We start from the raw sequence: 6,732 nt of genomic DNA, 5'->3' as shown, positions 1-6,732 counted from the left end.
TAAATCTTACTACCCCGTGCTAGTTTTTAAAACAACACTGGGGTGTCGGTGGGCCCAACTGGGCGCGTTCGCGGGGGCCGGTAGCGCCGCCCCCACCACCCCGGCGGGCACCGGGTCACCGGCGAAGTCGCGCACCGAGCGGCGTTGGGCCATCCGGTCGGCGAACGCCTCCGCCTCGCGCACCATCTCCGCCGGCGGGCGGCGACGGTGCCGGATGGGGACCGTGGGCAGCAGGCTCGTGTCGTTCACCTGGAACCTCCCCTGATCAGGTGCGTCCAGCATGTCCCGGCGGTGGCCGCCGTGTCGTTACTCAGAGGTGCGCTCCTCGCGCTCGGGCGCGGTGTGCCTGGCGATCGTGTCGACCACGTCGGTCAGGCGCCCGCGCGGCGCCCAGGCGTCCCGCTGGCGGCTCGCGCCGTCGCCGCCGTGGGCGAGCCCGGCCAGCCAGCCCTCCACCCGCTCGCGGTCGCCCGCCTCGTCGAGCGCCGGCCGGGCGCGCTCCACCAGCCGCTCGGCGAGCGTCGCCGCCGGCAGGGGGCGACCGGTGGCGACGTCGACGCCCTGGCCGCCCATCCCGTCCCGGGCGGCCCGCCAGTATGCCAGTCGCATCAGCTCGGGGGCCGGGCGTGGCCCTTCGTCACCCCGGTCGACGGCCTCCCCGGCGACGACAGTCAACGCCCGCACCAGGGCGGCGAACGCCGCGGACTCGGGCGCGGTGAGCGGGACGTCGGCCACCCGCACCTCGATCGTGGGGTGCCTCGTCGACAGGCGGAGATCCCAGAAGACGGTGCCGTGGTCGACGAGCGCGCCCGCTTCGAGCAGCGCGTCCACGTGGTCGTCGTACTGCTTCGCGGAGGTGAGGTACGGCGGCGGGCCGGCCACCGGCCAGCGCCCCCAGGTGATGGTGCGCCAACTCGCGTAGCCGGTGTCCCGCTCGGACCAGTAGGGCGAGTTGGCGGTGAGGGTGAGGAGCACCGGCAGGTGCGGGCGCAGGTGGTTGCCGATCAGCACGGCGCGGTCCCGGTCGGGTTGCTCCACGTGGACGTGCAGGGCGCAGATGGCCAGCTCGTCGTGCAGCCCACGGAAGGTGGCGGTGCCCCGGTCCTGGCGGGGCCCCTCGGTGACGGGTGGCGGCACCGCGCGACCGAGCACCGGCGAGCCGCTGGCGAGCACCCGCAGGCCCGCCGACCGGGCCGCGGACTGGATCGCGGCCCGTCCGTCGACGAGTTGCGCGTGGAGCACGTCGAGGCTCCGGCACGGGTCCGTCCGCGTCTCGACCTGCAACTTGGTGATCTCACCGTCGACCCGGGGGCCGAGGGCCGGGCGGGCGCGGTCGACGACGGTGGCCGCCTCCGGCACGACCCCGCGGTGCGCGGCGTCGACGACGAGGAACTCCTCCTCGACACCGAGCCGGGGTACGGAGGTTGGCACGCCCTGTTCCGTAGTCACCACGCCGCCGACCCCTCGCTGCCGGTCGTTCGCCGACGTAGAGCAGGTTACGGGATGTCGTCCCCCGGTGACGGCACTAGTCGCTCCACGATGGACAGCGTGTCGACGAGGCCGGCCAGCAGCGCCGTCCGCTCGGGCATCCGGTCCAGGCAGACGTACTCGTCGTCGGCGTGCGCCCCGCCGCCGACCGCACCCAGGCCGTCGAGGGTCGGCACCCCGATCGCGGCGGTGAAGTTCCCGTCGGAGGCGCCGTTGGCGTACGCGCCGTCGGGGCTCGGGACGCCGATCTGCCGGGCCGCCGACCGGGCCAGTTCCAGCAGCGGGCGGGCGAGGTCCGGGGACATCGGATAGCGGTTGATCCCGCCCTGCACGTCAAGCGTCGCCTCGGGCAGGACCGGCGCGAGTCCGCGGATGGCGTGGTCCACGCGTTCGAGTTCGTGCCGGGTCCAGGCCCGTACGTCGACGGCGAGGCAGGCGGAGTCGGGCACCGTGTTCGTGGTGGTGCCGGCGGAGAGCAGCGTCGGCGTGACGGACGTGCCGTCGCTGTCCGCCGTGCCGATGCGGCCCAACGTGAGGACCTGGTGGGCGACCTCGACCGTGGCGTTGACCCCGCGCTGCGGTTCGACGCCGGCGTGGGCGGCCCGGCCGGACACGGTGAGGCGGTAGACCGAGCCGCCCTTGCGGGCCACCTTCAGGTGCCCCTCGGGGGTGGCCGCCTCGCAGACCAGGACCGCACCCGACCGTCGTGCCTCCCGCTCGATGAGCGGCCGGGACGTGCCGGAGCCCGTCTCCTCGTCGCAGGTGAGCAGCACGCCCACCGTCGACGTGTCCTCGATCAGGCGCAGCGCCGTGAACATCTGCACGATGCCGGCCTTCATGTCCAGCACGCCGGGGCCGGTCGCGACGTCCCCGTGGACGGTGAACGGTCGGGACCGGACGGTGCCGACCGGGAAGACGGTGTCGAAGTGGCCGAGGAGCAGCACGCGCTGATCGACGGCCGGCCACAGCAGGTGCGGCAGGCCGTCGATCTCGACCCGCTGGGCGGGCCGGCCGAGGACCTGCTCGCCCCAGCGGGCGAGCAGGTCGGCACAGCGGGCGAGGTGGGGCAGCGAACCCGGCGCCGATTCGCAGGAGACGAGCGTGCCCAGCCGGTCGACCATGTCCGCCTGGTACTGCTCCGCGGCGCCGAGTAGCGAGCGTTTTCGGCCCATTGGTCCCTCCAACTGCATGGTTGACGGGTTCGATATGATGCCCGCCTATTTCACCGTCGCAGGGGGGACCGGACGCGGTCTTCCTCGTCCGTGCTCAGCCCGTCGGCGCGGTGGTCGACCGCAGCGGAGCGGACGATCCGTAGCCCACGTCGATGATCCGGCGAGCGGTTTCGGAGTAGGCGTCCGGCCCCTCGGGCGCGAAGGTGCCGAGGCCGTCGACGTAGCGGTTGTACATGCAGAACGCGGCCGCGATCAGGACGGTGTCGTGGATCTCCAGGTCGGTGGCGCCCTGGGCGCGGGCGTCGGCGACGAGTTCGGGGGTGACGTTGCGGCCACTGATCTGGACCGCGCCGGCGATCCTCAGCAGCGCCCGCAGTTTCGCCGAGATCGGCGCGCTGTCGAGGTCCGCGCGGACCTGGTCGACGAGGGTCATGCCGTCGTCGAGCTGCGCGGCGGCGAACGCCGAGTGCGACGCGCAGCAGAACCGGCACTCGTTGCGTCCCGAGACGTACGCGGCGATCAGTTCGCGTTCCCCCGCCGGGAGCGTGTGCGGGGCGCGCAGGAGCACCTCGGCCAGCTCGTTGAGCGGCTTGGCCGTCTCCGGGCGGTACCGCATGGGACCGGAGATGCCGGGGAACTGGTTCTCGTCGATCCCGAGATCGATGTGCGCCATGCTGTGCTGCCTCCAGTCGTGACCGTGGCGCCGGCCGGGTCATGCTCCTGCCGTCGCGGAGGCCCGGACCGGACGGCGTGTTCGGACGCCGCGCGCTCACCATCCCATATGGACCGCGGCCGCATCCCGTGGATCGTGCTCTGTGTCCGGCCCGGACCGGGCCGCCCGCGCCGCGCCGGACGCGCCGCAACGGTGGAGATGCGGACGAAAGGTGCCGACGGTGAGGCTGATCGAACAGGTGTACAGCGACGCGCCTTCCGGCTGCGGGGAGACGGGCGAATGGAGCGGGCATGAGCGAGGGCAGAGGAACCGACGTGACCGACATCTACGACTACCGGGCCGAGCGCGACGGCAGGTCACCGTTCCACCCGCCGGTCCGGTACCAGACGCTCCGCGACGAGAGTCCGGTCAGCCAGGTCACCATGTGGGACGGCAGCAAGGTCTGGTTCATCACGCGCCGCAACGACGTGCGTGCCGCGCTCGCGGACGAGCGCCTCAGCGCGGACAACCGCCGGCCGGGCTTCCCGCTGTTGAGCGCCGGGTCGGAGACGCTCACCGAGGACAACCCGACGTTCGCCCGGATGGATCCGCCGGAGCACACCCGGCAGCGGGCCATGGTCAACGCCGACTTCACGCAGCGCTCGTCGGCCCGTTGGCGGCCGGGGATCCAGCAGATCGTCGACCGGCTGGTGGACGACCTGCTGGCGAAGTCGCCGCCCGCCGACCTGGTCGCCGAACTGGCCGAGCCGCTGGCGGCGCAGGTGATGTGCCTGATCCTCGACATCCCGTACGAGAAGGACCTCTTCCTGCGGGTCGCCTCGACGTTCGCCGACCACTACGTCGGCCAGGACAAGCTCGACGGGGCCAGCGACGAGCTGACCGACGTCATCGTCGAGGTCCTCGAGGCCAAGGCCGCGAATCCCGGCGACGACCTGCTCAGCCGCCTCATCACCGAGCAGGAGGCGAACGGCGCGCTCACCCGCGCCGACATCATCGGCATGGCCCGCGTGCTGGTCGTCGCCGGGTACGAGCCGGCGGTGCACGGCGTCTCCCTCGGCCTGGCCGCGCTGTTCTTCAACCCGGACCAGTTGGCGTTGCTGCGCGAGGACCCGAGCCTGATCGCGGGCGGCCTGGGCGAGCTGCTCCGCTACAGCACCAACTTCCACACCGGGCTGCCCCGGATCGCGGTCGGCGACACCCGGATCGGGGGACAGGAGATCAAGACCGGCGAGGCGGTGCTGGTCTACCTGCCGACGGCGAACTTCGATCCGCAGTGGTACGACGACCCCGACTCGCTCGACATGCGCCGGACCCACGCCGGCAACGTGTCGTTCGGGCACGGACTGCACCGATGTCTCGGGCAGCACGTGGTCAAGATCCAGATGGAGGCGGTCATCGAGACGCTGCTGCGCCGGATTCCGGGCCTGCGGCTGGCCGTGCCGCTCGACCAGCTTCCCTTCCAGCGTGAGGCGGCCGTCTACGGCGTGTCGAAGCTGCCCGTGACCTGGTGAATCCCGGCCGCGGGCCACAGCGCCCGGCGGCGAGGAGCCCGGCCGGCGGGACCGCGCCGCCGGCCGGATCCACCCCACCGCACCCGTCAGCGCCGACGGGTGCGGTGGCGGTGGCAGGCCGCCCGACCGGTCGGCCGGGAGCCGGCACAGGGTCAGTCCCGGCGGACCGCCGCCATGGTCAGCCCGGCGTCCCGGGAACCGGCCACCCGGGCGGCGATCGGCTCCAGCTCGGCCAGTTCCGCCCCGGTGAGCACGAGACCGGCCGCGGCCACGTTCTCCGCGAGCCGGACCGGGCTCCGGGTACCGGGGATCGGCACCACCGGCAGGCCGTGCACGGCCGCCCGCTGGTGCACCCAGGCCAACGCGACCTGTGCCGCCGTGACGGAGCGGGCGGCGGCGATCCGGTGGACCGGGCTGAGCAGCGCGGCGTTGTGCCGGGCCCGGTCACCGGTGAAGCGCGGCATGTGCCGACGGGAGTCGTCCGGGGCGAGCCGGTCGACGCCGGTGACCGCGCCGGACAGGAAACCGCGGCCCAACGGCGCGTACGGCACCAGCGCCACGCCGAGTTCCGCCGCCGTCGGGACGACTGTCGTCTCCACGTCCCGGGAGAAGATCGACCATTCCGACTGCACGGCGGCGATCGGGTGCACCGCGTGCGCGGCCCGTAGCTGTGCCCCGGTGACCTCGGAGAGCCCCAGGTGCCGGACCTTGCCCTGGGCGACCAGCTCGGCCAGGGCGCCGACGGTCTCCTCGACCGGCGTCGCCGGGGCGACCCGGTGCACGTGGTAGAGGTCGATGACGTCGACACCGAGACGGCGCAGGCTCGCCTCCACGGCGCGGCGGAGATACCCGGGCGAGTTGTCGATGCCCCGGTGCCGGGGATCGTCCACGCTCCGGACCAGGCCGAACTTGGTGGCGATGACGACCCGGTCCCGGTTGGCCCGGACGAACGGCCCGAGCAGCTCCTCGTTCCGGCCGTACCCGTACGCGTCGGCGGTGTCGAAGAGCGTCACCCCGAGCTCCAGCGCCCGGTCGAGGGTCCGCCGCGACTCCTCGACGTCGCTCGGGCCGTAGAACTCGCTCATGCCCATGCAACCGAGCCCCTGCGCGCCGACCGGTGGGCCGGCGGCGCCCAGGGCGACCGGCCGCAGCGTCCGTCCCGTCATCGGGTCATCGGCCCGACCAGTGCGTACCGGCGGCGAGTTCCTGGTCGACGGTGCGGAGCAGGTCGACGTCGATCTTCCGGATGTCGTCGACCAGGTGTCGCACCCCGGTGGCCACCATCTCCTCCCGCTGGAAGTTGTGCGGCATGCTGGCCGGTACGCCGATGAAGCCGGCACCCAGCGCCCTGGTGACCTCGGCCACCCGGTTGATGTCGTCGACGAAGACGACCTCGTCGAACTCGTAGCCGAAGATGTCCCGGACGATCTCCTTGGTGCCGGGCCGGACGTCGTTCACGTCGACGTACGGGATCTCCGCGTCGAAGTAGCCGGCGAGGTGGCCGAGGTACCTGTCGAACGTGTACTCGCGGTTCCGGCCGCCGTAGCACACCACCCGCACGTCGACCTCCCGCAGCGTGGCGAGCAGCTCCTCGACGCCCTCGGTCACCTCGACCGGGTGCGTCCTCAGGTACTCCTCGCGGTGCGCGAAGAACGCCGCGATGGTCTCCTTCGCCGTCCAGGGAAGCTTGCAGGCCAGGGCCATGTTCTGCCCGGCGGCCAGTTGCGGCGAACCCCAGACGTGCCGTTCGACGTGGGCGGTGTACGCCCCGCCGTGCATGGTCACGAAGCTCTCGATCACCGGGCTGTAGGTGTCGTTCAGCACCACTCCGTCGCTGTCGAGCGCGACGAGGCGGATCTTGTCCAGCTTGCTCACTTCTTCTCCAGAC

General features: G+C 72.6%; 7 protein-coding genes. 1 reads left to right on the top strand and 6 read right to left on the bottom strand.

From position 1 onward, the window contains the following. Nucleotides 1-9 precede the first annotated feature (9 nt). From ACLQ2W_RS15125 to ACLQ2W_RS15110, 4 genes are all read right to left on the bottom strand, one after another. Nucleotides 10-153: a nitroreductase family protein gene (locus ACLQ2W_RS15125; RefSeq protein ID WP_425786977.1), complete on the bottom strand. Its 144-nt coding sequence runs from the start codon at nucleotides 151-153 to the stop codon at nucleotides 10-12. Between the two features lie 153 nt (nucleotides 154-306). Beyond that, entirely contained in the window at nucleotides 307-1,431 is a 1,125-nt protein-coding gene (locus ACLQ2W_RS15120; protein ID WP_405090102.1) for a carboxylate-amine ligase, read from the bottom strand. 65 nt (nucleotides 1,432-1,496) lie between these two features. Next, nucleotides 1,497-2,660, bottom strand: a complete 1,164-nt coding sequence (locus ACLQ2W_RS15115; RefSeq protein WP_425786955.1) for a M20 family metallopeptidase — start codon at nucleotides 2,658-2,660, stop codon at nucleotides 1,497-1,499. A 94-nt stretch (nucleotides 2,661-2,754) separates the two neighbouring features. Beyond that, on the bottom strand, nucleotides 2,755-3,333 hold the full coding sequence (locus tag ACLQ2W_RS15110) for a carboxymuconolactone decarboxylase family protein (protein WP_425786954.1): 579 nt from the start codon (nucleotides 3,331-3,333) through the stop codon (nucleotides 2,755-2,757). A gap of 290 nt (nucleotides 3,334-3,623) precedes the next feature. Between ACLQ2W_RS15110 and ACLQ2W_RS15105 the strand changes: the two genes are divergently transcribed. Further along, entirely contained in the window at nucleotides 3,624-4,844 is a 1,221-nt protein-coding gene (locus ACLQ2W_RS15105) for a cytochrome P450 (RefSeq protein WP_425786953.1), read from the top strand. A gap of 152 nt (nucleotides 4,845-4,996) precedes the next feature. Here the strand turns inward: ACLQ2W_RS15105 and ACLQ2W_RS15100 are convergent, their stop codons facing one another. Continuing rightward, nucleotides 4,997-6,010 carry an aldo/keto reductase gene (locus tag ACLQ2W_RS15100; protein ID WP_425786952.1) on the bottom strand — a complete coding sequence of 338 codons (1,014 nt, stop codon included), beginning with the start codon at nucleotides 6,008-6,010 and terminating at the stop codon, nucleotides 4,997-4,999. A gap of 4 nt (nucleotides 6,011-6,014) precedes the next feature. Further along, a complete protein-coding gene (locus ACLQ2W_RS15095; RefSeq protein ID WP_405090097.1) occupies nucleotides 6,015-6,719 on the bottom strand; it encodes an HAD family hydrolase in 705 nt (234 codons plus the stop codon). Between the last annotated feature and the right edge of the window lie 13 nt (nucleotides 6,720-6,732).

Origin of the sequence: Micromonospora sp. DT227, from assembly GCF_049841835.1 — a bacterium.
In the GTDB taxonomy this organism is placed as follows: domain Bacteria; phylum Actinomycetota; class Actinomycetes; order Mycobacteriales; family Micromonosporaceae; genus Micromonospora.
This window is presented reverse-complemented; position numbering and strand designations above follow the sequence as displayed.